General features: G+C 62.4%; 22 protein-coding genes. 12 read left to right on the top strand and 10 right to left on the bottom strand.

Features of this window, described 5'->3' with window-relative positions; translation table 11 throughout:
• Positions 1-76: 76 nt before the first annotated feature.
• From ehuA to ehuB, 4 genes are all read right to left on the bottom strand, one after another.
• Positions 77-871: an ectoine/hydroxyectoine ABC transporter ATP-binding protein EhuA gene (gene ehuA, locus QIW53_RS23645; protein WP_371052048.1), complete on the bottom strand. Its 795-nt coding sequence runs from the start codon at positions 869-871 to the stop codon at positions 77-79.
• 80 nt (positions 872-951) lie between these two features.
• Complete coding sequence (gene ehuD / locus QIW53_RS23650) at positions 952-1,608, bottom strand: ectoine/hydroxyectoine ABC transporter permease subunit EhuD (protein WP_371051986.1); 657 nt, start codon at positions 1,606-1,608, stop codon at positions 952-954.
• Positions 1,605-2,264 carry an ectoine/hydroxyectoine ABC transporter permease subunit EhuC gene (ehuC, locus tag QIW53_RS23655; protein ID WP_371051987.1) on the bottom strand — a complete coding sequence of 220 codons (660 nt, stop codon included), beginning with the start codon at positions 2,262-2,264 and terminating at the stop codon, positions 1,605-1,607. Before ehuC ends, ehuD begins: the two co-directional genes overlap by 4 nt.
• Before the next feature lie 62 nt (positions 2,265-2,326).
• Complete coding sequence (ehuB, locus tag QIW53_RS23660; RefSeq protein WP_371051988.1) at positions 2,327-3,184, bottom strand: ectoine/hydroxyectoine ABC transporter substrate-binding protein EhuB; 858 nt, start codon at positions 3,182-3,184, stop codon at positions 2,327-2,329.
• A 277-nt stretch (positions 3,185-3,461) separates the two neighbouring features.
• Here ehuB and ehuR point away from each other — a divergent pair, with 277 nt between their 5' ends.
• The 8 genes from ehuR to QIW53_RS23700 all read left to right on the top strand — a co-directional run bounded on the left by ehuR (position 3,462) and on the right by QIW53_RS23700 (position 12,966).
• Positions 3,462-4,856 carry a MocR-like ectoine utilization transcription factor EhuR gene (ehuR, locus tag QIW53_RS23665; protein ID WP_371051989.1) on the top strand — a complete coding sequence of 465 codons (1,395 nt, stop codon included), beginning with the start codon at positions 3,462-3,464 and terminating at the stop codon, positions 4,854-4,856.
• A gap of 106 nt (positions 4,857-4,962) precedes the next feature.
• On the top strand, positions 4,963-5,934 hold the full coding sequence (gene eutB, locus QIW53_RS23670; RefSeq protein ID WP_371051990.1) for a hydroxyectoine utilization dehydratase EutB: 972 nt from the start codon (positions 4,963-4,965) through the stop codon (positions 5,932-5,934).
• Positions 5,935-5,970: 36 nt separating this feature from the next.
• Complete coding sequence (eutC, locus tag QIW53_RS23675) at positions 5,971-6,963, top strand: ectoine utilization protein EutC (protein WP_371051991.1); 993 nt, start codon at positions 5,971-5,973, stop codon at positions 6,961-6,963.
• A gap of 56 nt (positions 6,964-7,019) precedes the next feature.
• The gene (gene doeA, locus QIW53_RS23680) at positions 7,020-8,210 is read left to right on the top strand and encodes an ectoine hydrolase DoeA (RefSeq protein ID WP_371051992.1); all 1,191 of its coding nucleotides are present in this window, start codon (positions 7,020-7,022) and stop codon (positions 8,208-8,210) included.
• A gap of 3 nt (positions 8,211-8,213) precedes the next feature.
• Positions 8,214-9,215, top strand: coding sequence for a N(2)-acetyl-L-2,4-diaminobutanoate deacetylase DoeB (gene doeB / locus QIW53_RS23685; protein WP_371051993.1), 1,002 nt, complete (start codon positions 8,214-8,216; stop codon positions 9,213-9,215).
• 142 nt (positions 9,216-9,357) lie between these two features.
• Positions 9,358-9,837: an Lrp/AsnC family transcriptional regulator gene (locus QIW53_RS23690; protein WP_371051994.1), complete on the top strand. Its 480-nt coding sequence runs from the start codon at positions 9,358-9,360 to the stop codon at positions 9,835-9,837.
• A 259-nt stretch (positions 9,838-10,096) separates the two neighbouring features.
• Positions 10,097-11,569, top strand: coding sequence for an NAD-dependent succinate-semialdehyde dehydrogenase (locus QIW53_RS23695; RefSeq protein ID WP_371051995.1), 1,473 nt, complete (start codon positions 10,097-10,099; stop codon positions 11,567-11,569).
• An 11-nt stretch (positions 11,570-11,580) separates the two neighbouring features.
• Positions 11,581-12,966: an aspartate aminotransferase family protein gene (locus QIW53_RS23700; RefSeq protein WP_371051996.1), complete on the top strand. Its 1,386-nt coding sequence runs from the start codon at positions 11,581-11,583 to the stop codon at positions 12,964-12,966.
• 180 nt (positions 12,967-13,146) lie between these two features.
• On the opposite strand, the gene QIW53_RS23705 is transcribed toward QIW53_RS23700, so the two are convergent.
• Positions 13,147-13,587, bottom strand: coding sequence for a YhcB family protein (locus QIW53_RS23705; protein ID WP_371051997.1), 441 nt, complete (start codon positions 13,585-13,587; stop codon positions 13,147-13,149).
• A gap of 144 nt (positions 13,588-13,731) precedes the next feature.
• Here QIW53_RS23705 and QIW53_RS23710 point away from each other — a divergent pair, with 144 nt between their 5' ends.
• The 3 genes from QIW53_RS23710 (at position 13,732) to zapE (ending at position 16,926) form a co-directional block, all read left to right on the top strand.
• On the top strand, positions 13,732-14,361 hold the full coding sequence (locus QIW53_RS23710) for an alpha/beta hydrolase (protein ID WP_371051998.1): 630 nt from the start codon (positions 13,732-13,734) through the stop codon (positions 14,359-14,361).
• Positions 14,362-14,385: 24 nt separating this feature from the next.
• Complete coding sequence (locus tag QIW53_RS23715) at positions 14,386-15,741, top strand: tryptophan--tRNA ligase (RefSeq protein ID WP_371051999.1); 1,356 nt, start codon at positions 14,386-14,388, stop codon at positions 15,739-15,741.
• Positions 15,742-15,831: 90 nt separating this feature from the next.
• Positions 15,832-16,926, top strand: a complete 1,095-nt coding sequence (gene zapE / locus QIW53_RS23720) for a cell division protein ZapE (RefSeq protein ID WP_371052000.1) — start codon at positions 15,832-15,834, stop codon at positions 16,924-16,926.
• Between the two features lie 123 nt (positions 16,927-17,049).
• Here the strand turns inward: zapE and QIW53_RS23725 are convergent, their stop codons facing one another.
• The 4 genes from QIW53_RS23725 to QIW53_RS23740 form a co-directional block, all read right to left on the bottom strand.
• Positions 17,050-18,243, bottom strand: a complete 1,194-nt coding sequence (locus QIW53_RS23725) for a hypothetical protein (RefSeq protein ID WP_371052001.1) — start codon at positions 18,241-18,243, stop codon at positions 17,050-17,052.
• A gap of 15 nt (positions 18,244-18,258) precedes the next feature.
• On the bottom strand, positions 18,259-19,146 hold the full coding sequence (locus QIW53_RS23730; RefSeq protein ID WP_371052002.1) for a nitrilase family protein: 888 nt from the start codon (positions 19,144-19,146) through the stop codon (positions 18,259-18,261).
• A gap of 202 nt (positions 19,147-19,348) precedes the next feature.
• Positions 19,349-21,295, bottom strand: coding sequence for an FAD-dependent oxidoreductase (locus QIW53_RS23735; protein WP_371052003.1), 1,947 nt, complete (start codon positions 21,293-21,295; stop codon positions 19,349-19,351).
• Positions 21,296-21,431: 136 nt separating this feature from the next.
• Positions 21,432-22,328, bottom strand: coding sequence for a GlxA family transcriptional regulator (locus QIW53_RS23740; protein ID WP_371052049.1), 897 nt, complete (start codon positions 22,326-22,328; stop codon positions 21,432-21,434).
• 242 nt (positions 22,329-22,570) lie between these two features.
• Between QIW53_RS23740 and QIW53_RS23745 the strand changes: the two genes are divergently transcribed.
• Positions 22,571-23,707 carry an acyl-CoA dehydrogenase family protein gene (locus QIW53_RS23745; protein WP_371052004.1) on the top strand — a complete coding sequence of 379 codons (1,137 nt, stop codon included), beginning with the start codon at positions 22,571-22,573 and terminating at the stop codon, positions 23,705-23,707.
• 86 nt (positions 23,708-23,793) lie between these two features.
• On the opposite strand, the gene QIW53_RS23750 is transcribed toward QIW53_RS23745, so the two are convergent.
• Positions 23,794-24,834 carry an NADP(H)-dependent aldo-keto reductase gene (locus tag QIW53_RS23750; RefSeq protein WP_371052005.1) on the bottom strand — a complete coding sequence of 347 codons (1,041 nt, stop codon included), beginning with the start codon at positions 24,832-24,834 and terminating at the stop codon, positions 23,794-23,796.
• Positions 24,835-24,920 lie beyond the last annotated feature (86 nt).

The following is a 24,920-nucleotide window of genomic DNA, read 5'->3' on the forward strand; positions in this document are numbered from 1 at the left end:
GTGTGTCAGGCTATGAAAATGTTGCCTGACACACCGCCTTCGCGAGCAAGCCCGCTCCCACTTTTGGATCTGATTCCTAGTTGGCCTCTTTCACCGCACTGAGAAACGCACAGGTCCGCTCCTGTTGCGGATGCTCGAAGATCTGCGCGGGTGTGCCCTGTTCGTGGATCTGCCCCTTGTAGAAGAAACACACGCGGTCGGCGAACTCGCGGGCGAAGCCCATCTGGTGGGTGACCATCAGCATCGTCAGGTTGTGTTCGGCGCCGAGCTTGCGGATCACGTTGAGCACTTCGCCGCACAGCTCCGGATCGAGCGCCGAGGTCACTTCATCGAACAGCATGACTTTGGGCCGCATCGCCAAGGCCCGGGCGATGGCGACCCGTTGTTGCTGCCCGCCGGACAGCTGCGATGGGTAATGCCCCAGTTTGCTGCCCAATCCCACCAGTTCCAGCAAGTCGGCCGCGCGCTCGCGGGCCTCGGCCGGTTTCATGCCCAGCACCTGCACGGGCGCCTCGATGACGTTCTGCAACGCGGTCATGTGCGGGAACAGGTTGAAGCTCTGGAACACCATGCCGATCTTGCCGCGCACGCGGCGGATATGCCGGTCGTTGGCAGGCACCAGCACGCCGTTGCGATTGGGCATGTGCGTCAGCAGATCGTCTTCAATGCGGATGACCCCGTCGTCGATGCCTTCAAGTGTCATCAGCACCCGCAACAGCGTGGATTTTCCCGAGCCGCTGGGGCCGATGATCGCGACTTTCTCCCCGGGAGCGACATCCAGGTTCAGGCGGTCGAGCACGGTGAAGTTGCCATAACTCTTGGTCACGTCCTGGAAGCTGACGATCGGCTTGACCGCGTTCGGTTGATGCATGGCCGTGGCCTCCTGCGGATGCAGCGATGTCAGGTTGCCGCGCCGGGAAAGGTCGTGGGTCGTCGAGAGTGGAGAAGTCATTAGCGTAGCTCCAGGCGCAATTCGAGGCGCCGTACCAGATAAGCCAGGGCGATGCTCAGGGCGAGGAAGAACAGGCCGACCATGGTGATCGGTTCCAGGTAGCGGAAATTCTCGGAGCCGATGTTCTTGGCCTGTTGCATGATTTCCACCACGGTGATCGCCGACAGCACCGGCGTGTCCTTGAGCATCGCCACCAGGTAGTTGCCCAGCGGCGGCAGGATCGGCCGCAGGGCCTGGGGCAGGATGATGTTGCGGTAGGCGCTGTAGGGGGCGATGTTCAGCGCGGTGACGGCTTCCCATTGCGCCCGGGGCACGGCGTCGAGGCCACCGCGATACACCTCGGCGATGTAGCAGGCGTAGTGCACGCCAATCCCGATGATCCCCACTTGCATGGCGCTCATGCTCAGCCCGTAGTTGGGCAGCACGTAGTAGAGGAAATACACCTGGATCAGCAGCGGCGTGCTGCGGATGAATTCGATCGTCCCGGCAATTGGCCAGGACACCCAGTACAGGCGGCTGCGCCGGCCGATGGCCAGAAACAGCCCCAGCACGATGGCAATCAGGAAGCCGATCAGGGTGATGCCCACGGTGTTGAGCGAGGCGCGCAGCAGGTCGGGGAGGATCTGCCAGGCATACGTCCAGTCGAACAGGGTCATGACAGACCTCCACGCATCCGGCCGCGTGCCAGGCGACGTTCAAGGCCGCGCATGCCGAGGTTGATGGCCTGGGCCAGAATGAAATACATCAGCAGCGCCAGGCTGAAGATCTCCAGGGTCTGGAAGGTGGCCTGGTCCAGTTGCCGAGCGCGGAAGCTCAGGTCGGACAAGGTGATCAGCGAGACCAGCGAGGTGTTTTTCAACAACTCGATCAGCAGGTTGGTGCCCGGTGGAATCGCGGCCAGCAGCGCCTGCGGCAGGATGATCCGGCGAAACCGCTTGTAGCCGCTGAAGTTCAGCGCGGTTGCCGCTTCATATTGGCCCTTGGCCACCGAGCTTATAGCCCCGCGCATGACCTCCGCACCATATGCGCCGATGTGCAGGCCGAGGCCGACAATGGCCACGGCATAGGGGCTCAATTCCACATTGAACGGCGGCAGCGGCAGCACGAAAAACAGCCAGAACAGTTGCACCAGCAGCGAGGTGCCGCGAAACACCTCGATGTACGCGACCGAGAACCAGCTCAGCAACCGCCACGGGGACATGCGCCCGAGCGCGGCGAGAATGGCCGCGACGATCGCCAGGATCGAGCCGAAGAAGGTCACCTGGATCGTGACCCAGGCGCCCTGTATCAACAGCGGAAGTAATTCACCCATGGTTCAACATCCCGATTAAGCAGGGAAATAGGCATCGCGCCGCAGCGCCATGCCTGTTTCGGCTATTGAGCGCAGAGCTCGGCAGCCGTTTTGCTTGTCACGTTGGATTTGTCGAAGCCGAAAGGCGCGACCGCCTTGAGGTGCTCTTCGGAGCCCAGCCACTTTTTCAGCTCGGCGTTGACCGCATCGCGCAGGTCCTTGTCTTCCGGACGGAAGGCGAGGGCACCGTAACCGGTGTGCGAGGGGTCGTCCTTGAACTCGGTGACTGCCTCGACCTTGTCGCCACCCTTGGCAGCCAGCCCCTTCATGGTCAATTGCGTGCCCACGGCGGCGTCGGCACGGCCGGCACGCACGGCTTGCAATTGGGCGGTGGTGTCCGGAACCTGAAGGATCTGCGCGTCTTTTACGCCCGAGTCCCGTGCATATTTGAGGTTGACCGTACCGGCCATGATCGCCAGTTTCACATCGGGATTTTTCGCGACGTCTTCATAGCTGTGCAGGTTCTTCGGATTGCCTTTGGCGGTGAGCAAGGCATCCGGCAATTGATATTGCGGGTCGGTGAAGATCACCTGCTTGCAGCGTTCCGGGGTGATGTACATCCCGGCGGCAATCACGTCAAAGCGCCCGGCACGCAATCCCGGGATCAACGACCCCCATTCGGTCAGTACGCCGTTGACGTCCTTGATGCCCATTTTGGCGAAGATGGCCTTGGCGATTTCCGGCGACTCGCCCGTCACCCGACCATCGGTCTCGGTGTAGGCGAACGGCGTTTCGTTGGCGTAGCCGATGCGGATGCTGCTGTTTTTCGTGATGGTTTCCAGGGTCGTCGCGGCGTGAGCGCTGGCGGCCAGGCCGAAGAGCGCGCAAGCCACGAACAGGCGACGCAAAGGATGGGAAGCGCGGGGAAGGGAATTGCTCATCGATAAAATCTCCTGTTTCTTGTGGACCCGTCGTCGACGGCTCTGTGTTAGGAGGCAGTGTGGCAAGAGCAAAGCGTGCAGGGACGGACTCAAGTGATTGGACACCGTACCGGCACAGATCGACTGATTTTATTGTGAGGGCCTGACAAGCCCCGGCATCGACCTTGGACCGAGCATACAAAAGCCTCGCCCAACATTGCATTGCACTAGGACAATTGCTTTGCGGCGATTCTCGCGGGATGCTGTCGGCACAGGTAAATACGCGGGTTCCAAGCCGATGGACAAGTGGAAGGCAGCATTGGATATCGCCCGCAGCGGCGAGTCCAAATACAAGATCCTGGTGCAGGCAATCGCCGATGACATCGAACAGGGTGTGCTGGCCAACGATCAGCGCCTGCCGCCCCAGCGCAATGTGGCCGACGCCATGGGCATCAGCGTGCAAACGGTGACCAATGCCTACAAGGAGCTGGAGCGCCAGGGCCTGGTGCGCTGCGAAGTCGGGCGCGGCAGTTTTGTCTCGCGGCGCATGAGCGACCGGGTCGCGACTTACATTCTCGATAGTCCGGAGCGGGCGCTGGTGGACTTTTCCATCGCACGTATCCTCCACACCCGCGAGCATGACCAGTTCTGGCGCGATACCTGCCGCGAACTCAGCACGGAAGACGACCAGCCGTGGATCCATGCCTTCCGACCGATTGCCGGCTTCGAATCGCACCGCGAGGCGGCGATGCACTGGATCGGCCGCCAGGGGCTGCGGGTCGAGCGCGATGACATCCTGATCACCAACGGGGCGGCCCACGGCATTTTTCTCGCCTTGGCCTCATTGGCCGGGCCCGACGATGTGGTGCTCACCGAGGGCTTGACCGATCACGGTGTGATCGGCAACTCCCAGGTGCTCGGGTTTACCCTCAAGGGGCTGGACATGGACCGCCACGGCATCGACCCGGAACATTTCGAGGACATGTGCAGCAACGAGCGCATCACCGCCCTGGTGTGCACGCCGAACCTCAATAACCCCACCACCAGCCTGATGCCGGACAGCCGCCGTCGGGAAATCGCCGAGATCGCCCGGCGCTTTGGCGTGCACATCATCGAAGACGATGTGTACGGCCCTTTGCTGGATGAACATCGCGCGCCCCCGATCAGCCATTACCTGCCGGAGCTGTCGTTCTATTGCACGAGCATGACCAAGTCGGTGCTCACCGGTTTGCGTACCGGTTACCTGGTGGTGCCCAAGCGTCTGGCGTTGCGCACCGAAAGCATCCTGCGCGTCAACAGCTGGATGGGCACGCCGATGGTGTCCGAGATTGCCGCGCGCTGGATTCGCGACGGTCGCGCCGACACGCTGCTGCGTTTGCAGCGCAAGCTGCTGTCGGTCCGTCAGGCCATGGTCAGCGAGTATCTGGGTGAGTACGTGCTTGGCCAGCATCCTCATGCCTTGAATACCTGGTTGGGCATCCCGCCCCATTGGGAGGTCGACGGCCTGGTGCGGGTGTTGCGTCGTCGGCACATTGCCGTCACGTCGCCGGACCCGTTCACCGTCCGTGGCACCCCTCGAGCCCGGGCGGTGAGACTCTGTGTAGCGGCCGAATGCAGCAATGAAGAGATGCGTGAGGCGCTGATGAGCATGCGCGAGATCTTCGGTCAGTACCCGCAGATCCACGATTTTTGAGGGGAAAAAAAGACGGGGAAAATTTTTCGCCTGAATTGCCCTAGTACATTCAGCGTGACAATCCTGCCCTCTTAGACTGCGCCCAATACCTCATCGGGATGCGGTCATGCCAGCGCTACAGCTCAACGATGTTTACCTCGCCCGCCAGCGCATCGAAGCGCTGGTGCGGCGCACGCCGATGGAACATTCGCCCAGCCTGTCGCGCCTGCTCGGTGTGCCGGTTTACCTCAAGCTTGAATCCCAGCAGATCACCGGCAGTTTCAAGCTGCGCGGAGCGAGCAATGCCGTGGCGCAACTCGCGCCTGAACAACAGGCCCGTGGCGTCGTTGCGGCGTCCACCGGCAACCACGGCCGGGCGCTGGCCTATGCCGCCTCCCGGTTGGGCGTGAAGGCGACGATCTGCCTGTCGCAGTTGGTGCCGGAAAACAAGGTGCAGGCCATCCGCGATCTCGGTGCCGAGGTGTGCATCGTCGGCCGCTCCCAGGATGACGCCCAGCGCGAAGCCGAGCGCATTGCAGCCGAGCAGGGCGCCACCCTGCTGCCGCCCTTCGATCATCCGGCGATCATCGCCGGGCAGGCCACACTGGGGCTGGAAATCCTCGAACAGCAACCCGATGTCGCCCAGGTATTGGTGCCGTTGTCCGGCGGCGGGCTGTTCGCCGGCGTGGCGCTGGCGCTGAAAAGCGTCAATGCGCAGATCGTCACCCACGGCATCAGCATGCAGCGCGGCGCGGCGATGCACGCCAGTCTTCAGGCCGGGCATCCGGTTGAAGTCGAAGAGCTGCCAACCCTGGCCGATTCCCTCGGCGGCGGCATCGGCCTGGACAACCGATACACCTTCAGCATGACCCGCGACACCTGCGATCACCTGCACCTGCTCAGCGAAACCTCGATTGCCAATGCCATCCGCCATGCCTATCGCGAAGAGCGCCTGGTACTCGAAGGCGCGGCTGTGGTGGGGATCGCAGCGCTGCTCGAGGGTCTGATCGAACCCAAGGGCCCGGTCGTGGTGGTGGTCAGCGGACGTAACGTCGATACCGATCAACATCTGCGCGTGCTTGCCGGCGCCGATGCCTGAAACCCAGCCCTAACGAATCCATGGAGCGCCGCATCGATGAGTGAAGTCACCCTGTTGAGCGAAGCCGATCTACGTGCCTGCGTGGCGCTGGATCTGCCCAGCATCGAAGCCGTCCAGCAAGCCTTCGTGCTGTTGGCCACTGCCGCTGTGGCGATGCCGCCAATCCTGCGCCTGGACATCCCCGAACACAACGGCGAAGTGGACGTGAAGACCGCGTACCTGCCGGGCCTGGAGCGCTTTGCGATCAAAGTCAGCCCGGGGTTTTTCGACAACCCGACACTGGGCCTGCCCAGCCTCAACGGCATGATGATGCTGTTGTCGGCGCGCACCGGTCTGCTCGATGCCTTGCTGCTGGATAACGGTTACCTGACGGCCGTGCGCACCGCTGCGGCGGGGGCGGTGGCAGCGCGGGCCCTGTCACGCACCGACAGCCACAGCGTGGCGCTGATCGGTGCCGGCGAGCAGGCCGCGTTGCAGTTGCAGGCGCTGCGGCTGGTGCGACCGATCGACAACGTGCGGGTGTGGGCTCGCGACTTTGCCAAGGCCGAAGCCTTCAGTGTCGAGCTGGCGCGCGACAGCGGCCTGGCTGTCAAACCCTGCGCCACCCTCGACGAGGCCATGGCGGATGTCGACATTGCCATCACCTGCACGCCCAGCCGCGAGCCCTTGATCGACCTGCGCCATCTGCATCCCGGCCTGCACATCACCGCCATGGGATCGGACGCCGAGCACAAGAACGAGATTTCCCCGCAGGCGCTGGCGCAGGTCGATCGCTATGTGGCCGATCGCCTGAGCCAGACCCGCATCCTCGGCGAACTGCATCACGCCCTGGCGGCCGGTGTCGTGAGCGACGAGTCAGGTTTCGCCGAACTGGGCCAGGTACTGGCCGGCCAACGGCCCGGTCGTACGCACGCCAATCAGGTCACCTTGTGCGACCTCACCGGCACCGGTGCCCAGGACACGGCGATGGCCAATCTGGCGTTCGAGCGTGCGCGCTCGGCCGGCAAGGGTTTGCAGTTCGGCAGTTGACCGGTTTTTCCATCCGCGCGTCATTTATTCCGCTTCGTCTACAAGAGGGCATGTGCATGTCTCAGATAGTCGTCAATCTTCCGTTCACCCGGGAGGAATACGCCCAGCGTCTGGCCAAGGTGCGAGTGGCCATGCAGGCCCAGGGCATCGAGCTGCTGCTGGTCACCGATCCGTCGAACATGGCCTGGCTGACCGGCTACGACGGTTGGTCGTTTTACGTTCACCAATGCGTGCTGCTGGCCCTGGAGGGCGAGCCGGTCTGGTTCGGTCGCGGCCAGGACGCCAACGGCGCCAAGCGCACGGTGTTCATGCAGCCGGAAAACATCGTCGGCTACCCGGACATCTACGTGCAGTCCCGTGAGCGTCATCCCATGGACTATCTGTCGCGGGAAGTGATCAGCGCTCGGGGTTGGGACGGGCTGACCATCGGCGTGGAGATGGACAACTACTACTTCAGCGCCGCCGCCTACCTGTCGCTGCAGAAAAACCTGCCCAAGGCTCGGTTGATCGACGCGGTGGGGTTGGTGAACTGGCAGCGGGCGATCAAGTCGCCCCAGGAAATCGCCTACATGCGCATCGCCGCGCGCATCGTCGAAAACATGCACGAGCGCATTCTCGAGCGCATCGAGCCGGGCATGCGCAAGAACGAACTGGTGGCCGAGATCTACAGCAGCGGCATCCTCGGGGCCGATGGCCATGGCGGCGATTACCCGGCCATCGTGCCGCTGCTTCCCACCGGTGCCGACGCCAGTGCGCCGCACCTGACCTGGGACGACACGCCCTTCGAAAAGGGCGCCGGCACTTTCTTCGAAATTGCCGGTTGCTACAAACGTTATCACTGCCCGTTGTCGCGCACGGTGTACCTGGGCAAGCCGCCGCAGCATTTCCTCGACGGCGAGAAAGCCGTGGTCGAAGGCATTGCCGCCGGCCTGGAAGCGGCCAAGCCGGGCAACACCACCGGCGACATCGCCGTGGCCTTTTTCAAGGTGCTGGAGAAGTTCGGCATTCACAAGGACAGCCGCTGCGGCTACCCGATCGGTATCAGCTATCCGCCGGACTGGGGCGAGCGCACCATGAGCCTGCGTCCCGGCGACACCAGCGTGTTGCAACCGGGCATGACCTTCCACTTCATGCCGGGCCTGTGGATGGACGACTGGGGGCTGGAAATCACCGAGAGCATCCTGATCACCGACACCGGCGTCGAGACGCTGTGCAACGTGCCACGCCAACTGTTCGTGAAGGACTGAGCCATGAGCGACCTGCCTGCCAACCCGATCAGCGCCACGGTGGATTTCGACCGTGAAGGCGTGCAGCACGGTTTTCTCAAGCTGCCGTATTCCCGGGACGATTCCGCCTGGGGCGCGGTGATGATTCCGGTCACGGTAATTTCCCGTGGCCGTGGGCCAACCGCGCTGCTCACCGGCGGCAACCACGGTGACGAATACGAAGGCCCGGTGGCCCTGAGCAAGCTGGCCCAGGGTTTGACGGCTGCCGATGTCAGCGGTCGGGTGATCATCATCCCGTTCATGAACACCCCGGCTTTCCATGCCGGGCGGCGCACGTCGCCCATCGACCAGGGCAACCTCAACCGCAGCTTCCCCGGCCGCCCCGACGGCACGGTGACCGAGAAGATCGCCGATTACTTCACTCGCACCTTGCTGCCCCTGGCCGACATCGTGCTGGACATCCACTCCGGCGGGCGCACTCTGGATTTCCTGCCGTTCGCCGCGTGCCATGTGCTGCCGGACAAACAGCAGCAGGCTCGCTGCGAGGCCGGCATGCGCGCGTTCAATGCGCCTTACAGCATGCGTATGCTGGAACTGGATGCCGGGGCGATGTACGACACCGCTGCCGAATCCCAGGGCAAGGTGTTCGTCACCACGGAGCTGGGGGGTGGCGGTTCGTCCACCGCGCGCAGCGTGGCGATTGCCGAGCGCGGTGTGCGCAACCTGTTGATCCATGCAGGGATCGTTGAAGGTGAGGTAGAGTCCGGGCCAACGATCATGCTCGACATGCCCGATGGCGATTGTTTCATCGCCAGTCAGCACGACGGTTTGCTGGAGATGTGCCGTGACCTGGGCGACACCGTGGAGCAGGGCGACGTGATCGCCCGGGTCTACGATGCCACCCGCAGCGGCGTGCCGCCCGTGGAGTATCGCGCGGCACGCAGTGGCCTGCTGGCGGCGCGGCACTTTCCCGGGCTGGTGCAGTGTGGCGATACCCTCGCGGTGATTGCCGACGTACTGGCCTGACGTCCGCCCTGTAGGAGCGAGCATGCTCGCGATGGACGTGAACGATTACGCGGGGGACTGATGCCCAGCGGTGCAGCGTCTATCATCGCGAGCATGCTCGCTCCTACAGAGGTTTTTCATTGATTCAGGAGATCCTCGCCCCATGCACAAACTCGATCGCTATGACCTGAAAATCCTGCGGATCCTCGCTGAAGACGGGCGTATCACCAAGTCGAGTCTGGCCGAGGCGATCAACCTTTCGGTGACCCCGGCCTGGGAGCGAGTGCGCAAGCTCGAAGCCCTCGGCCTGATCAAGGGCTACCGGGCGCAGATCGACTGGGGCGCGGTGTTCAAGAGCCAGCAGGTACTGGTGGAAATAACGTTGGCCCGGCACACCGCACAGGACATGCGCCGGTTCGAACAGCGGATGAGTGAGGCGCCACAGGTTGCGTTCTGCTATGCCACCGGTGGCGGGGTCGATTACATGGCAATGATCCAGGCACCGGACATCGACCACTACCAGCGTTTTATCGACCAACTGCTGCTCGAAGACCTGGGCATCGAGCGTTACTTCACCTACATCGTCACCAAGACCATCAAGACGGGCGGCGCACTGCCTGCAGAGTTGTCACAAGAATCCTGAACACGGCGAAAACCTCCTGTGGGAGCGGGCTTGCTCGCGAATAGGGACTGTCAGTCGACAGATTGGTTGCCTGACACAATCTATTCGCGAGCAAGCCCGCTCCCACATTGGATTTGTTCGAACAGGTACACCGCAAAAACTGACCGATTACCCCCGCCCAATCAGAAAAAACCACCTGCCAGCCCCCACCCAAACCGCAAATCCCCAAGCCCCCGCTGCCCTAGCATGGACTCCACGCACACGGTTTGGAGTGAACGTCATGACCTACAAACACCCACTGCTGTTCAAGGCACTCTGCTACGTCGATGGCCATTGGGTGCACAGCGACAGTGGTCAGAGCATTGCGGTGCACAATCCGGCTGATCAGAAATTGATCGGTCACGTGCCGATGCTCGATCAGCCGCAGATCGTCGCCGCTGTCGACGCCGCACACCGGGCGTTTGCCGGGTGGCGCGAGCAGAGCCTGGATGCGCGCGGCGCGATTCTGCGGCGCTGGGCGACGTTGATCCTGGAGCATCAGGAGGACCTGGCGCGGATTCTCAGCCTGGAGCAGGGCAAATCCCTGGCCGAGTCCCGGGGTGAAATCGCCTACGCGGCCAGCTTCATTCCGTGGTTCGCCGAAGAAGCCCGGCGTCTGTATGGGCAGAACATTCCGAGCCACATCCCGGGTGCCCACCTGGGTACGGTCAAGGAGCCGGTCGGCGTCTGCGCATTGCTGACGCCCTGGAATTTCCCCTCGGCCATGATCACCCGCAAGGCCGCCGCCGCCCTGGCTGCCGGTTGCACGGTGGTGATCAAGCCGGCCCACGAAACCCCGTACTCGGCATTCGCCCTGGCGCAACTCGCCGAAGAGGCCGGTTTTCCGGCGGGCGTGTTCAACGTGGTGCTGGGTGAACCGCAGATGGCCATGCAAACCCTGGTGCAGGACAAGCGCGTGCGCTCGGTGAGTTTCACCGGCTCGACCCGGGTGGGTCAGCTGGTGCTGCAAGCCGCCGCTCAGGATGTGAAGAAAGTGGCGCTCGAACTGGGCGGCAATGCGCCCTTCATTGTCTGTGCCGACGCCGATCTGACGCTGGCGGTAAAAGTGGCGGTCGAGGCCAAGTTCCAGACCTCCGGCCAGGATTGCTGCGCCGCCAACCGGATCATGGTCGAGCGCTCGGTCTACCCGGAATTTCTCCAGCGCTTTGCTGCAGCGGTACGCGAGCTGCGTGTCGGCCCGGCGATGCTCGGTGATCGCGAACAGCAGGTCGATATCGGCCCGCTGATGCACCAGGCCGCCTTCGACGTGACCGCCGAGCGCGTGGCCGATGCCCTGCAGCAGGGCGCGCAACGGCTGGTGGGCGGTGAAGCCCATGCCCTCGGCGGCTTGTTCTATCAACCGACGGTGCTGGCCGATGTCACCCCGAACATGCGCATCTACCGCGAAGAGAACTTTGCACCGATCGCCGGGGTGATGCCCTTCGACACCCTGGACCAGGCCGTCGAGATGGCCAACGACACCGAATACGGTCTGGCGGCCTACATTTGTTCCAATCGCCTGGACCTGATCTACCCGCTGATCCGCCGCCTCGACCACGCCATGGTCGCGGTCAACGGCGTCAAGTTCACCGGCCACCCGATTCCGTTCGGTGGCATGAAAGCCTCGGGGCTGGGCCGCGAAGGCGGCACCGAAGGCTTCGAAGCCTTTGTCGAAACCAAATACTTCTGCCTGCACCATCAAGGCCAGTTCTAAGGAGATCCACCATGAGCCAAGAACTCGACTCGCTGTTCGAACAAGACCGTGCGCACTTCATGCATCCATCGACGCACGCCCATGACCACGCCAGCGGTGCACTCAAGGGGCGCATCATCAAGAGTGCGTCGGGCATTCGCATCCGCGACCACGAGGGCCGTGAACTGATCGATGCCTTCGCCGGCCTCTACTGCGTCAATATCGGCTACGGCCGTACCGAAGTGGCAGACGCCATCTACAAGCAGGCCAAGGAGCTGGCGTATTACCACACCTACGTCGGTCACTCGACCGAGGCCATCATCGAGCTGTCGAGCCGCATCATCGACTGGGCGCCCCAAGGGATGAAAAAGGTCTACTACGGCCTCTCCGGTTCCGACGCCAACGAAACCCAGATCAAACTGGTGCGTTATTACAACAACGTGCTAGGGCGGCCACAGAAGAAGAAAATCATCTCCCGCGACCGTGGTTATCACGGCTCGGGCATCATGACCGGCAGTCTGACCGGCCTGCCGAGTTTCCATCAGCATTTCGACCTGCCGGCCGAAGGGATCAAGCACACCGTGTGCCCGCATTGGTATCGCAAGGCTCCCGCCGGCATGGACGAAGTCGCCTTTGTCCGTTATTGCGCCGACGAGCTGGAAAAAATGATCCTGGCCGAAGGTCCGGACACCGTGGCAGCGTTCATCGGCGAACCCCTGATGGGCACCGGCGGCATCATCGTTCCACCGGCGGGCTACTGGGCGGCTATCCAGGCGGTGCTGGACAAGTACGACGTCTTGCTGATCGCCGACGAAGTGGTCTGCGCCTTCGGTCGCCTGGGTTCGAAAATGGGCAGCCAGCGCTATGGCATGCAGCCTGACCTGATCACCACGGCGAAAGGGCTGACCAGCGCTTATGCACCATTGTCGGCGGTGATCGTCGGCGAAAAGGTGTGGGACGTAATCGAAAAAGCCTCCGAATCCCAGGGGGCCATGGGGCACGGCTGGACCTACTCCGGGCATCCGATCTGCGCGGCGGCGGCCCTGGCCAACCTCGATATCCTGGAGCGCGAGAACCTCACGGAAAATGCCGAGAAGGTGGGCGGTTACCTCAATCGCCGGTTGCGCGAAACCCTCGAAGGGCACCCGCTGGTGGGTGAAGTCCGGGGGGATGGCATGCTCGCCGCCGTCGAGTTCATGGCGGATCGGGAGCAGCGCACGCCGTTCGACGCGGCCTTGAAGGTCGGCCCGAAAGTCTCGGCGGCCTGCCTGGAACGCGGCATGGTGGCCCGGGCAATGCCCCACGGCGACATCCTCGGCTTCGCACCGCCGTTGATCCTGACCGAGGCTGAAGCGGACCTGATCGTCGGCATCACCAAGGAGGCGATCGATCAGGTGGCGGGGGAGGTGTTGGGCTGAAGCTAATGCAGTGAGGCCTAAGCCACATCGCGAGCAAGAGCAGCGCAAAACCCTGTGGGAGCGGGCTTGCTCCGGGCGGCGTTCCGACGATGAGGCCGGTACAGGCAACAAAAAACTCGACCACAAAAAAGCCCCCGAACGATCACCCGTTCGGGGGCTTTTTTACAGCGTAAAGCCGGCTTACTTCTTCAAGCCATAATGCTCATCGAGCATGCCCGGCGCGTTCGGCGCCTTGGGCGCGTAGTCGCGCGGCGGCTCTTGATTGAAGCGCGGGGGCGTCAGGCGATCGCGCGGCGCCACCACCGGGGCTTCGGAATGCAGCGCGGCGAGCAGGCGCTGGCGGGTCTGCTCGTCCAGGGCCAGGCGGTTGGCACCCTCGGCGAGATGATCCTGCACTTCCTGGTAGCTCTGGGTCAGTTTCTTGACCAGTGATGCGGTGCTGTTGAAGTGAGTGACCACCTCGTTCTGATAACTGTCGAAACGTTCCTGAATGTCATCGAGCTGACGTTGCGTGCTGCTCGGGGCCGCATTCGGCACCAGGCGAGCGATCAGGAAACCAATGGCGACACCCACGACCAGGGCAAGAGTCGGCAACAACCAAACTAAGAGCGAGTGTTCCACGAGTCCTTCCTCTATAAACGGCTTTGCTTTACGTTAACGGCTCGAACCTGCGCTGTATACCGCGATTCGCTCGCAATACACTGGCACGGACAATTTGCTAGACGAGTCGACCCGATTCAAGGTCACGGAGTTCCTTTCTTGCTTATGCGCGAAACCCCTGTAGTGATTGATGGCCCGGTGGGTCAGCTGGAAGCCCTTTACCTTGAGACCGAGGCGCCTCGGGGCGTGGCGCTGATCTGCCATCCGAACCCGGTGCAGGGCGGCACCATGCTCAACAAAGTCGTGTCGACCCTGCAGCGCACCGCGCGCGATGCCGGTTTGATTACCTTGCGTTTCAATTACCGGGGCGTCGGTGCCAGTGAAGGCACCCATGACATGGGCACCGGCGAAGTCGACGATGCGCAAGCCGCCGCCGCATGGCTGAAGGCCCGGCACCCGGATCTGCCGCTGACCCTGTTCGGTTTCTCGTTCGGCGGTTTTGTCGCCGCCAGCCTCGGCGGGCGGCTGGAAGCTGGCGGCGAGCCGCTCAAGCACCTGTTCATGGTCGCACCGGCGGTCATGCGCCTGGGCGAACAGGATCAGTTGCCGCAACAGGGTGAACTGACGCTCATCCAGCCGGAAACCGACGAAGTCATCGACCCACAAGCCGTCTACGACTGGTCTTCAGCACTCCAGCGCCCCCATGAGCTGCTGAAAGTGGCAGAATGCGGACACTTTTTTCATGGCAAGCTGACCGATCTCAAGGATCTGATCCTGCCGCGTCTTTCGAATTGATTGCAGTCTGACAAGCGATAACCCATGACGACTCGTACCCGTATCCTCACCGGCATCACCACCACCGGCACGCCGCACCTGGGCAACTACGCCGGCGCCATCCGTCCGGCGATCGTCGCCAGCCGTGACAGCAACGCCGATTCGTTCTATTTCCTGGCCGACTACCACGCCCTGATCAAATGTGATGACCCGCTGCGCATTCAGCGTTCGCGTCTGGAAATCGCTGCAACCTGGCTGGCCGGTGGCCTGGATGTGGACCGCGTGACCTTCTATCGTCAGTCCGATATCCCCGAAATCCCCGAGCTGACCTGGCTGCTGACCTGCGTGGCCGCCAAGGGCCTGCTCAACCGCGCCCACGCCTACAAGGCTTCGGTGGACAAGAACGTCGAGACCGGCGAGGACCCGGATGCGGGCATCACCATGGGCTTGTACAGCTACCCGGTGCTGATGGCCGCGGACATCCTGATGTTCAACGCGCACAAGGTGCCGGTCGGTCGTGACCAGATCCAGCACGTGGAAATGGCCCGTGATATCGGCCAGCGCTTCAACCACCTGTTTGGCCAGGGCAAAGAGTTCTTCACCCTGCCCGAAGCGCTGATCGAAGAAAGCGTGGCCACCTTGCCAGGCCTCGACGGTCGCAAGATGTCCAAGAGCTACGACAACACCATTCCGTTGTTCAGCAGCGCCAAGGACATGAAAGACGCGATTTCGCGGATCGTTACCGACTCCCGGGCTCCGGGTGAAGCGAAAGATCCGGACAATTCGCACCTGTTTACGCTGTTCCAGGCGTTTGCCACACCTGCACAGGCCGACGAATTCCGCAGCGAGTTGTTGCAGGGCCTGGGTTGGGGCGAGGCGAAGAATCGCCTGTTCCAGTTGCTCGACAGCGAGCTGGGCGAATCCCGCGAGCGTTATCACCAGTTGATCGAGCGCCCGGCGGACCTGGAAGACATCCTGCAACACGGCGCGAAAAAGGCCCGTTCCGTTGCCACGCCATTCCTCAATGAACTGCGCGAAGCGGTGGGCTTGCGTTCGTTCGTGGCCCAGGCGCAAGTCGCGGCGACCAGCAAGAAGAAAGCCGCGAAGGCTGCACGCTTTGTCAGCTTCCGTGAAGACGACGGCAGTTTCCGTTTCCGTCTGCTGGCGGCCGATGGCGAGCAACTGCTGCTCTCGCGTCACTTTGCCGACGGCAAAACGGCCGGCCAGGTGACCAAGCAGTTGCAGGCGGGCCAACCACTGGACGTGCGCAGTGACGCGCTGAGCTTCAGCGTCTGGCTGGAAGGCGAGTGCGTCGCCGACAGTCCGGCCTTCGCCGATGTCGCTGCCCGCGACCATGGGATCGAGGCCCTGCGGGTCGCCCTGACGCCGGTTCAGGAATAAACAACGGCTCGGCCCGACCAAGGGCTGATTGCCATTCCCCTGGGCCGTCGCTACAGTGACGGCCCGTTTTTGTTGCCTTGCTAACGAATTATGACGCCCCTAGAACGATACCAAGCTGATCTGAAACGCCCGGAATTCTTCCATGACGCCGCGCAGGAAACGGCTGTGCGTCATTTGCAGCGCCTGTACGACGATCTGATCGCGGCCGATCAGAACAAGCCGGGCCTGCTGGGCAAACTGTTTGGCAAGAAGGATCAGACCCCGGTCAAGGGCCTGTACTTCTGGGGCGGCGTCGGACGCGGCAAGACTTATCTGGTCGACACCTTCTTTGAAGCGCTGCCGTTCAAGGAAAAGACCCGCACGCACTTCCACCGTTTCATGAAGCGTGTGCACGAAGAAATGAAGACCCTGGGCGGCGAGAAAAACCCGCTGACCATCATCGCCAAGCGTTTTGCCGCCGAGTCGCGGGTGATCTGCTTCGATGAATTCTTCGTTTCCGACATCACCGACGCGATGATCCTCGGCACGCTGATGGAAGAGCTGTTCAGGAACGGCGTGACCCTGGTTGCCACCTCGAACATCGTGCCGGACGGCCTGTACAAGGACGGCCTGCAACGTGCGCGTTTCCTGCCGGCCATTGCGCTGATCAAGCAGAACACCGAGATTGTCAACGTCGACAGCGGCGTCGATTATCGTCTGCGTCACCTCGAACAGGCGGAGCTGTTCCACTTCCCGCTGGACGAGGCGTCCCAGGAAAGCCTGCGCAAGAGCTTCCGCGCCCTGACGCCGGAATGCACGGCAGCGGTCGAGAACGATGTGCTGATCATCGAGAACCGCGAGATCCGCGCCCTGCGTACCTGCGATGACGTGGCCTGGTTCGACTTCCGCGAGCTGTGCGACGGCCCGCGCAGCCAGAACGACTACATCGAGTTGGGCAAGATCTTCCACGCCGTGCTGCTCAGCGGCGTCGAGCAGATGAGCGTCACCACCGACGACATCGCGCGACGCTTCATCAACATGGTCGACGAATTCTACGACCGTAACGTCAAGCTGATCATCTCGGCGGAAGTCGAGCTGAAAGACCTCTACACCGGCGGTCGTCTGAACTTCGAGTTCCAGCGCACCCTCAGCCGCCTGCTGGAAATGCAATCCCACGAATTCCTGTCCCGGGCGCACAAGCCCTAGGCAGATTCGCAAAACAATAAGGCCTGCATTGCAGGCCTTTTTTTGTTTTGAGCACACACCCAAAGGGACAACACCAACCCCTGTAGGAGCGAGCACGCTCCTACAAGTACAGATGCCGACCGCTCAATGCGTAATCAAAAAACCGATAAACGGAATGATCAGCAGCGTACTGATGGCCATGGACAGGACATTGCCGATGAAACCGTGCATGTCCGCCGGCAGGCGTCTGGCAATCTCGCAGGCCAGAGGCGGTGCAATCAGCGCCCCTAACAGTGCGCTCATGACGACGACCTGCCAACTGCCGCCATACGTCAGCAGCGCCGCCGGCACCACCGAGACCAGTGGAATGTACGTGGGGTACCAGCCATGCTCCATCCAGTTCCGGCGCCAGATGATGATGCCCAGGGCCGATGTCAGCGCCTGGGCGCCGATCAGTTGTGGCAACAGCAGCGAGCCGTAGACCGGGCTGGCGGGGTTCAGCGTGAACGCCAGCAGAGCCCCCAAAATCAGACCCAGGCTTGCCCATTCGTTGCCGTAGAACGGCGCTTCCGAGAAGTCGGCGAGGACCCGGCGCAGGCTCCAGACCACACCGTAATCGGGCGTGTCGGCGGCAGCGGTCTCGGCAGGCGGCTCGGCCGGTTGCGCCGATTTCACCAGGCCGGGCACATGGCGACAGAGCAGGAAAGCCAGAACGCTGGCCACCGCCATGCCCGAGACATTGCCAATCACCACGGGCAACCCCAGCGGATTGCACAGGTAATTGACCATCAGCAGGCACATCGGCGTGACCAGTACGGCGCCCATGACGGCGCCGCTGATCGTGACCTTCCAGCCACCACCGAACATCAGCACCATTGCCGCCGGCAGTGACACGAAGGCGACGAACGTCGGCTGCCAACTGCTGGCCGTCACCGTCCAGCCCCACAGCAGGTTGCTCAGCAGCAGCCCCAGCAGCGAGCTGGTGACCAGCCACGGCCACAGACCGCTGCCGTAGCAGATGGCGAAACCCTGCCAGCGTCGGCGCGTGCGGTTCGCCCAGTACGCCAGGTAGGCACCGGCCAGCAGGCCGATGGAGGCGAACTCGTGTTTGTAGAAGGCCACCTCGCTGATGTCGCCGAGCACCCAGCGCAGCCAGGCACTGGGGTGGGGGAGGGCCGTCAGCAGGTCGGTGTAACCCGGCCAATGCGCCGACCAGTGCGCACGTTGAGTGAGTGACAGCCAGATCACCAGCACGGCGGCGCCGATGATCAGCAGGATGACCGCCGTGTCGAATGGCGATCGTTGGCCCAGGCGGTTGTTCTCGGTAGTCGAAAGCATGAGTCGGGTCTCCCTTCAGCGCGGCAGGCAGGGGTGCTGGCGGTAACCGAGCATCTGATCGTAGAGGTCACCCCGGCGATCACGGTGCAGATCGTTCAGGCTGTTCCAGATGGGGGCGCTGCGGGCACTGGTCAGGTCGATGTCGGCCAACAGGATTTCCTGTTGGTCCGCCGAAGCCACCGCACCGATCGGCCAGCCGTTGGTCCCGGCAATCAGGGAACACCCCAGATATCGCGCACCTCGCTCTTCGCCGATCCGGCTGGCCGCGGCAATAAACACGTTGTTTACGTGCGCCGCCGTCATCGTCAGGTACGAGGCCATGCATTTGCCGGCCTCATCGAATAGCGGGGGTGGCGTCCAGACCCAGTTGTTCAGGCTGCAGATGATGTCGGCGCCCTGTTGGCTGAGGATGCGTGGCACTTCCGGAAACCAGATGTCCCAGCAGATCAACAGGCCGATCCGGCCGATCGGCGTATCGAAGACCGGAAATCCCAGGTCACCCGGGGTGAACCAGAGTTTTTCCAGGTTCCACAAATGGGCTTTGCGGTACTTGCCGATGAAGCCGTCGGGCCCGACCAGTACCCCGGTGTTGAACAGCCGCACGCCATCGCGTTCGGTCAAGCCGGCCACCAGGTAAATCCGGTGCCGGCGGGCGAAGTCGATCCACAGCCGCACGCTGGGCCCGTCGGGCACGCCTTCGGAATGCGCGAACGCATCCTGCCGGTTGTTGAAGAAGTAACCCGTGTTGGTCAGCTCGGGCAGGACGATGAGATTGGCGCCGCCGCTGACCGCTTCCTCGGCCAGTTGCAGGCTGCGCATCAGATTGTCTTCACGATTCTCGACGCCGACTTGTGGATCGAATTGCACTACTGCGACACGAACAGGGCTGGATGGCTCGCTCATTTCAATGACCTCTTTTTATTGTTATTCGAGTTGTTTAACTGCGGGTTCATTAGGTGTTGAAACGGCAAAGGAAGGTAAGTCAGCCGATTCCGGGGAGGTTGTAGGCTTTATCCGAAAATGCATTGAGGAGGTTGATCGGTGTCGTCGACAGGGGCGCAGGGCAGAGCCGCTGCACCGGGTGCAGGGCTCTGGCGCGAGGCTTTCAGGCCTTGAGTTGGTAGTGCGGGTAGTCACTCATGGAAAAACCGCCGTTGAACGTCGCGCCGGTTCTGTTGCAGAGGTTGATGACGGCATCCACTGCCCCGCGAAAGCAGGGCTCGGTCCAGCCGGCGTCGACGGAAAACGACTCACCGGAAAAATACAGGCCGCCCACGTGGCCGACATCGCGGTTGTGCTTCATCAGCCGCACGGCGTCGTAATAGGCGCCGGGGCGGTACAGCTTGGCGCACCCCAGGGCGTTCTGGTCGGTCATCCAGCGTTGCACCACCGCCCCTTCCAGGTCGATGTAGGGCGATATTTTTTCCTGGATGTTGCTGGCGTTCATCAGGATGCGATCCAGTTCGTTGGCGCAGCGGGTCACCAGTTCCTTGTCACCGAAGGCCGCGAGCTTGGTGGCATCGTCCTCCCAGGTGTAACTCAACAGGATGCAGTCGTTGCGGTAATGCTCGTTGTAGCGGTAGGTGTAGACGTCATGGATGAAGCTGTCGGTGACAATGGCCTGGGGGATGTTGGTCTGTTTCGACAGAAAGGTTTTCTTCAGCGGTGCAAAGACTTTGCAGCTGGTTTCCCAGTGCGCGGTCTTGTAGGCGTTGATGGTTTCGAACGGCAGCATCTGCGCGGTGAAGCCTTCGAGTTTGATGCGGGTTTCGATCAACCAGGAGGGCAGCGTCATGATCACCGAATCGAAGTCCTCGAATTGTTGCCAGGCCTGCTCGGGCTGGCTGTGCGGCAGGGTGTAGTAAACGCGAATGGCCCCGTTCGCCAGTTTCCTGAGCCGGGTCACGGAGCAGTCGGTCAGCAGGCCGTTGGCCTGTTCCAGGCTGTGCTCATGGACGGACTTGCCGGTCTCGGCGATCTTCATGAACATCAGGCATTCACTGAGCGCGGCAAGCCCGACGTAGCGCGGGCGTGCAAAGGCCTGACCCCGGGAGTCAAGCGCGGGCTCCCCGTCGAGGTAGGGCGCTTCGAGGGGATTACCCTGCGCATTCACCCGGCCATGGATCAGTTGCAGGCCACTGCTGAAGCCGAAGATGGCGGTGCGCAGGGGGTAAAGGCAGCACACGTCGTAGAAGGCGCCCCAACTGCCGTCGCCGATGCCGATGGCGTAGAAAATCGCCGACTCCTCGGCGGACATGCCCATTCCGCCAAAATCTCCCGGTGCTTGCGGATCCCAGGCCTTCAGTGCGGGCTGGCTGACCAGGTCACGAAACGAAACCCCCTCGTATCGCTCGACAATGGCGGCCCACATCGCTTCCCATTCGGGGCTGGCATACACCTGGGCAACGTGACGCGTCATGCGGTCGGCGAAGGCTTTCCATTTGCCGTGGACCCTTTGCAGCGCCTCGCCGGGCGGCGGGGTTAGGCCGTCGGCGTTGTTCCAGATCAACATCTGGGGCGCCGGGTCGTCGCCCATGCTGCCTTCTCGCAGGTAGATGCCCGTCGAACGTACGGCCGGGCTGCCGGGGTTGGCGAAGTCAGAACACACCAGGTCGAAAGTGCTGGCGTAGTAAGCCATCAGTGACCGGCCTTCGGAGGGTGGCTCGCCGGCCCGATTGAAGAAGGGCATGCGCATCGCGCCCATTTCGAAGGGGGTATCGTGTTGCGAGAGATCACCGCTTCCGGGAACGGTGCGGTGCCTGCCGCCGATGCGCCTGGCTTGCTCGATCAGCGAAATCCGCGTGAAGCCTGCGCGGTAGAGTTCCCGGGCGGCGGTGAGGCCCGTGATGCCGGCGCCGATGATGCCGATGCGATGTTGCGGGGCGGTGGAGCTGGCGATGCCGTTTTTCTGTTCGACCAGTGCCCGGTAGTCGAAACACAGGTCTGGCGGGTTGGGAAAGCGGCCGGCCCATTTGCCGGCGGTCGAGCGCTTGGTGCGTGGGGCATCCGGGCTGACGGAAGCGGGGTATTCGTAGCTTGATCCAATCGTCACAGTCGATCTTCCATGGGGTGAACACCCGGAAGATCTTCGTGCTTTCAGAGGGGCGTGTCTGTGAGCCAGGTCGGAGGCCGTGTCGCTCCGCATTCCCTTTTTCTGGTGGGAAAAAGGGTAAACGGCCCCCGTTGGTTCAGGCGGCCTGCTGGAACTGCTGGCGGTACTGGTTGGGTGACAGCTCGGTGTGCTGGCGGAACAACCGGGCGAAGAAACTCGCGTCGTCGTAACCCACTTCATAGCTGATGGTCTTGATGCTTTTGCGACTGCCGGACAACAGGCCCTTGGCGGTTTCGATGCGCAGCCGTTGCAGGTAGTGCAGCGGCTTGTCGCCCGTGGCCGTCTGGAAGCGGCGCATGAAGTTGCGGATGCTCATGCCGTGCTCGCGCGCGACGTCTTCGAAGCGGAACTTGTCGGCGAAATGCTCTTCCAGCCAGTGCTGGATCTGCAGGATGATCACGTCCTGATGCAGCTTCTGCCCGCCGAAACCGATACGCCCCGGCGCATAGCTGCGCTGCACCTCATAGAGGATGTCGCGGGCCACGGCCTGGGCGACATTGGCGCCGCAGAAGCGCTCGATCAGGTAGATGTAGAGGTCGCAGGCCGACGTGGTGCCGCCAGCGCAATACAGGTTGTCGGCGTCGGTCAGGTGTTTGTCCTGGTTGAGATGGACCCGGGGGAAGCGCTCGGCGAAGGCATTGAAAAAGCGCCAGTAGGTGGTCGCTTCCTTGCCATTGAGCAACCCCGCTTCGGCCAGCCAGAACACCCCGGTGGCTTCGCCGCAGAGTACCGCGCCGCGCGCATGCTGCTGGCGCAGCCATGGCAGCACCTGGGGATAACGCTGGCACAGGGTTTCGAAATCGTCCCAGAACGCCGGGAGGATGATCACCTCGGCATCTTCCAGGCCGCCGTCCACCGGCAGGATCACATCGCTGAAACTGTTGACCGGTTTGCCGTCGGGGCTGACCAGGCGCGTTTCGAACGCCGGTGTCAGGCCCAGGCCCAGTTGTTTGCCGTAGCGCAGGCTGGCCAGGTGGAAGAAATCCTTGGCCTGCATGAGGGTGGAAGCGAAAACCCGGTCGATGGCCAGGATGCTGACGCGCCGCAAGGGCGTGGAGGCTTGGTTAGACATAATTCAACTTTATTCTTATAGGGGAAAGTGGTCACCAGACGGCTGGATCGTCTTATTTTTTGTCGGATGTGTCCAGTGTCCTGTATCGATTGCGCACCTTAGTCTCTGAACGACAACCCTCTAACAACAACGCCAGGTGCCGCATGATCCCCAGAACCTTGTTCAGTCCCGACCACGAACTTTTTCGCGACAGCGTGCGCACCTTCCTCGAAAAAGAGGCCGTGCCGTTCCACGCGCAATGGGAAAAACAAGGCCATATCGACCGCCAGCTCTGGAACAAGGCGGGGGAGGCGGGCATGCTCTGTTCGCACCTGCCGGAAGCCTACGGAGGGCTGGGCGCGGACTTTCTCTACAGCGCGGTGGTGATCGAGGAGGTGGGGCGCCTCGGCCTGACCGGCATCGGTTTCTCCCTGCATTCGGACATCGTCGCGCCCTACATCCTGCATTACGGCAGTGAGGCGCTGAAACACAAATACCTGCCCAAGCTGGTGTCCGGTGAAATGGTCACCGCGATTGCCATGACCGAGCCGGGCGCCGGGTCTGACCTGCAAGGGGTCAAGACCACCGCCATGCTCGATGGCGATGAATACGTGATCAACGGCTCGAAGACGTTCATCACCAACGGCTACCTGGCGGACCTGGTGATAGTCGTGGCCAAGACCGACCCGAAGGCGGGCGCGAAGGGCACCAGCCTGTTCCTGGTCGAGGCCGACACCCCGGGTTTCGCCAAGGGCAAGCGCCTGGAAAAAGTCGGGATGAAGGCGCAGGACACCTCGGAGCTGTTCTTCCAGGACGTGCGCGTGCCCAAGGAAAACCTTTTGGGGCAGGCCGGAATGGGCTTTGCCTATCTGATGCAGGAGTTGCCCCAGGAGCGCCTGACTGTGGCGATCGGCGGCCTGGCCTCGGCCGAGGCGGCTTTGCAATGGACGCTGGACTACACCCGTGAGCGCAAGGCGTTCGGCAAGTCGATTGCCGATTTCCAGAACACCCGCTTCAAGCTGGCGGAGATGGCCACCGAAATCCAGATCGGCCGGGTCTTCGTCGATCGCTGCCTGGAGCTGCACTTGCAGGGCAAGCTCGACGTGCCGACTGCAGCGATGGCCAAGTACTGGGGAACCGACCTGCAATGCAAGGTGCTCGACGAATGCGTGCAGTTGCACGGCGGCTACGGCTTCATGTGGGAATACCCGATCGCCCGGGCCTGGGCCGATGCGCGGGTGCAGCGCATTTATGCCGGCACCAATGAAATCATGAAGGAGATCATTGCGCGGGCGCTTTGATCGGCAGGCAAATGACAGGTCGCTCCCACCAGGCCAGTGGTTGGCCGGTGGGAGCGAGCCTGAAGGCAAATGGATTCAGGGTTGAATCAAGGCGCCGGGTTCGGGTGATCCTTGTGAATCGCCTCGATCCCCGCCAGGACTTCATCCGACAGCTTCAGGTCGAAACTGGCAATGTTGCTGTCCAGTTGCTCCAGGGTCGTTGCGCCGATGATGTTGCTGGTCACGAACGGTTGCTGGGTCACGAAGGCCAGGGCCATTTGCGCCGGGTCCAGGCCGTGTTCACGGGCCAGTGCCACGTAACGGCTGCACGCCGCTTCGGACTGCGGATTGAAATAGCGGCTGAAGCGGCTGTAGAGGCTCAGGCGACCTTTCGGCGGACGGGCGCCCCCTTCGTACTTGCCCGACAGGAAGCCAAACGCCAGCGGCGAATAGGCGAGCAGGCCGCACTGTTCGCGGATGGCGATTTCCGCCAGGCCGACTTCGAAGCTGCGGTTGAGCAGGTTGTACGGGTTCTGGATCGACACGGCGCGCGGCCAGCCCCGGGCTTCGGCCAGGGCGAGGAAGCGCATGGTGCCCCATGGCGTTTCGTTGGACAGGCCGATGTGGCGGATCTTGCCGGCCTTGACCTGTTCGTCCAGCGCTTCGAGGGTGTCCTCCAGTGGCGTCAGGTTGGCTTCGATCCTGTGCTTGTAGCCGAGCTGGCCGAAGAAGTTGGTGCTGCGTTCCGGCCAGTGCAACTGATAGAGGTCGATGTAGTCGGTCTGCAGACGCTCGAGGCTGGCGTCCACGGCTTCGGTGATGTGCTGGCGGTTGTGTCGCAGGTGGTTGTCGCGGATGTAGTCGATGCCGTTGCCCGGGCCGGCGATCTTGCTGGCCAGGATCCAGTCAGCGCGATCACCACGGCTCTTGAAGTAGTTGCCGATGTAGCGCTCGGTGGTCGCGTAGGTCTCGGCCTTGGGCGGCACCGGATACATTTCGGCAGTGTCGATGAAATTGATCCCGGCGCTCTTGGCGCGTTCGATCTGGGCAAAGGCTTCGGCTTCGCTGTTTTGCTCGCCCCAGGTCATGGTGCCGAGGCAGAGGGCGCTCACGTTCAGATCGGTACGGCCTAGCTGGCGATAGTCCATCAGGTGCTCCTTGGGCAAAACAATCATAAAAGCAGGTTGAATTATTTTTCGCAATCTGCATAATTGCGCACCTCTTTCTGCAGTGG

This window comes from Pseudomonas fluorescens, from assembly GCF_041354075.1.
Classification (GTDB): Bacteria; Pseudomonadota; Gammaproteobacteria; order Pseudomonadales; family Pseudomonadaceae; genus Aquipseudomonas; species Aquipseudomonas fluorescens_CE.

Excerpts from the sequence above, each read along its gene's own strand:
- ehuA (WP_371052048.1), bottom strand. The coding sequence starts at position 871 with ATGCATCAACCGAACGCGGTCAAGCCGATCGTCAGCTTCCAGGACGTG.
- ehuD (WP_371051986.1), bottom strand. The coding sequence starts at position 1,608 with ATGACCCTGTTCGACTGGACGTATGCCTGGCAGATCCTCCCCGACCTG.
- ehuC (WP_371051987.1), bottom strand. The coding sequence starts at position 2,264 with ATGGGTGAATTACTTCCGCTGTTGATACAGGGCGCCTGGGTCACGATC.
- ehuB (WP_371051988.1), bottom strand. The coding sequence starts at position 3,184 with ATGAGCAATTCCCTTCCCCGCGCTTCCCATCCTTTGCGTCGCCTGTTC.
- ehuR (WP_371051989.1), top strand. The coding sequence starts at position 3,462 with ATGGACAAGTGGAAGGCAGCATTGGATATCGCCCGCAGCGGCGAGTCC.
- eutB (WP_371051990.1), top strand. The coding sequence starts at position 4,963 with ATGCCAGCGCTACAGCTCAACGATGTTTACCTCGCCCGCCAGCGCATC.
- eutC (WP_371051991.1), top strand. The coding sequence starts at position 5,971 with ATGAGTGAAGTCACCCTGTTGAGCGAAGCCGATCTACGTGCCTGCGTG.
- doeA (WP_371051992.1), top strand. The coding sequence starts at position 7,020 with ATGTCTCAGATAGTCGTCAATCTTCCGTTCACCCGGGAGGAATACGCC.
- doeB (WP_371051993.1), top strand. The coding sequence starts at position 8,214 with ATGAGCGACCTGCCTGCCAACCCGATCAGCGCCACGGTGGATTTCGAC.
- QIW53_RS23690 (WP_371051994.1), top strand. The coding sequence starts at position 9,358 with ATGCACAAACTCGATCGCTATGACCTGAAAATCCTGCGGATCCTCGCT.
- QIW53_RS23695 (WP_371051995.1), top strand. The coding sequence starts at position 10,097 with ATGACCTACAAACACCCACTGCTGTTCAAGGCACTCTGCTACGTCGAT.
- QIW53_RS23700 (WP_371051996.1), top strand. The coding sequence starts at position 11,581 with ATGAGCCAAGAACTCGACTCGCTGTTCGAACAAGACCGTGCGCACTTC.
- QIW53_RS23710 (WP_371051998.1), top strand. The coding sequence starts at position 13,732 with ATGCGCGAAACCCCTGTAGTGATTGATGGCCCGGTGGGTCAGCTGGAA.
- QIW53_RS23715 (WP_371051999.1), top strand. The coding sequence starts at position 14,386 with ATGACGACTCGTACCCGTATCCTCACCGGCATCACCACCACCGGCACG.
- zapE (WP_371052000.1), top strand. The coding sequence starts at position 15,832 with ATGACGCCCCTAGAACGATACCAAGCTGATCTGAAACGCCCGGAATTC.
- QIW53_RS23725 (WP_371052001.1), bottom strand. The coding sequence starts at position 18,243 with ATGCTTTCGACTACCGAGAACAACCGCCTGGGCCAACGATCGCCATTC.
- QIW53_RS23730 (WP_371052002.1), bottom strand. The coding sequence starts at position 19,146 with ATGAGCGAGCCATCCAGCCCTGTTCGTGTCGCAGTAGTGCAATTCGAT.
- QIW53_RS23745 (WP_371052004.1), top strand. The coding sequence starts at position 22,571 with ATGATCCCCAGAACCTTGTTCAGTCCCGACCACGAACTTTTTCGCGAC.
- QIW53_RS23750 (WP_371052005.1), bottom strand. The coding sequence starts at position 24,834 with ATGGACTATCGCCAGCTAGGCCGTACCGATCTGAACGTGAGCGCCCTC.